The organism is Vibrio sp. 1288 (assembly GCF_033344475.1).
Map to the genome: position 1 here is coordinate 1 of NZ_JAWPOX010000151.1, position 1,055 is coordinate 1,055.

The 1,055-nt window shown below is 47.6% G+C and carries 2 protein-coding genes and 1 pseudogene; all 3 read left to right on the plus strand.

Annotated elements, in window-relative coordinates; genetic code table 11:
- Positions 1 to 94 (plus strand): annotated as a pseudogene (locus R8O11_RS25245) (energy transducer TonB); the annotation flags it as partial.
- On the plus strand, positions 94 to 792 hold the full coding sequence (locus R8O11_RS25250; protein WP_140068464.1) for a MotA/TolQ/ExbB proton channel family protein: 699 nt from the start codon (positions 94 to 96) through the stop codon (positions 790 to 792). The pseudogene R8O11_RS25245 and the gene R8O11_RS25250, both read left to right, overlap by 1 nt.
- A partial coding sequence (locus R8O11_RS25255; RefSeq protein ID WP_318194615.1) for a biopolymer transporter ExbD occupies positions 789 to 1,055 on the plus strand: 267 nt, incomplete at its 3' end. The genes R8O11_RS25250 and R8O11_RS25255, both read left to right, overlap by 4 nt.

The window sequence follows — 1,055 nt, forward strand, 5'->3', positions numbered from 1 at the left end:
TATTAAACAATGGCAATTTACACCACATATTTTAGGCGGGCTAAAAGTAGCTCACCGAGTACAAATACCAGTTCGTTTTAAGTTGGAAGGATAATGGAACAACTACAAGAATTACAAACTCAGTTCGGTCTTATGACATGGCCTTTGATCATTTGCTCGGCACTCACCGTCATGATCATTGCTGAACGACTCTTCCAAGTATTTATCAGTCTTGGCGTTGGAAAAAGTGCTATTCGTCAACATTTGGCCACTCTAGACCCAACGAACAGCCGAGATATTGAAGCGCTGGCCGATGAGTTGTCGGGCAAGCGTCCCTTGCTTTATCGCGGTGTAGCAATGCTATTGGCTCACCACTCATTCGCTAAATCGCTGCGTGAAGACGCGGCGGGCATGTGGCTGCAAGAAAAGCGTCATCAACTGCATTCTGGTCTTCGCCTTCTGACGTTGATCGGCGTAATCAGCCCGCTAATTGGTCTTCTCGGCACAGTATTGGGATTGATTGAGATGTTTAAAGGCATTGCGGTTTCAACTGGGAACATCACACCTAACGATTTGGCTGACGGCTTGGGTTTAGCCATGCGCACAACGGCCGCTGGCTTGATCATCGCCCTACCCGCTATTTCTGGCGCACAAATCATCGGTTTGTGGGCTGACCGCGTACTCGCCAAACTTGAGCATACTCTCAACTACGTGAATTTGTGGCTTGAAGGCATTTCCCTGCAGCACGTGTCTCCAGAAAAAACAAAAACAACGGCAAGTATCACCAAAACGGCTGAGGCGAAAGCTTCATGATCAAAGTACCACAGGACAATAACCGCAACGGCTTAACACCAGATTTAACACCGCTGTTAGACATCATTTTTATTGTGATGGTTTTCTTGATGCTTACCGCCGCAGTCAAACTCGATTCATTAGATGTCGCGCTGCCAAGCACCGACTCTCAGGCCGTTGCAGAGGTCGATAAGCAGTCGATTACCGTTAATATCCTCAAGGATGAGCCTTATTGGGCGATCAACGGACAAACGTACATCGATTGGGAAAACTTCACTCTCGCG

Excerpts from the sequence above, each read along its gene's own strand:
- R8O11_RS25250 (WP_140068464.1), top strand. The coding sequence starts at position 94 with ATGGAACAACTACAAGAATTACAAACTCAGTTCGGTCTTATGACATGG.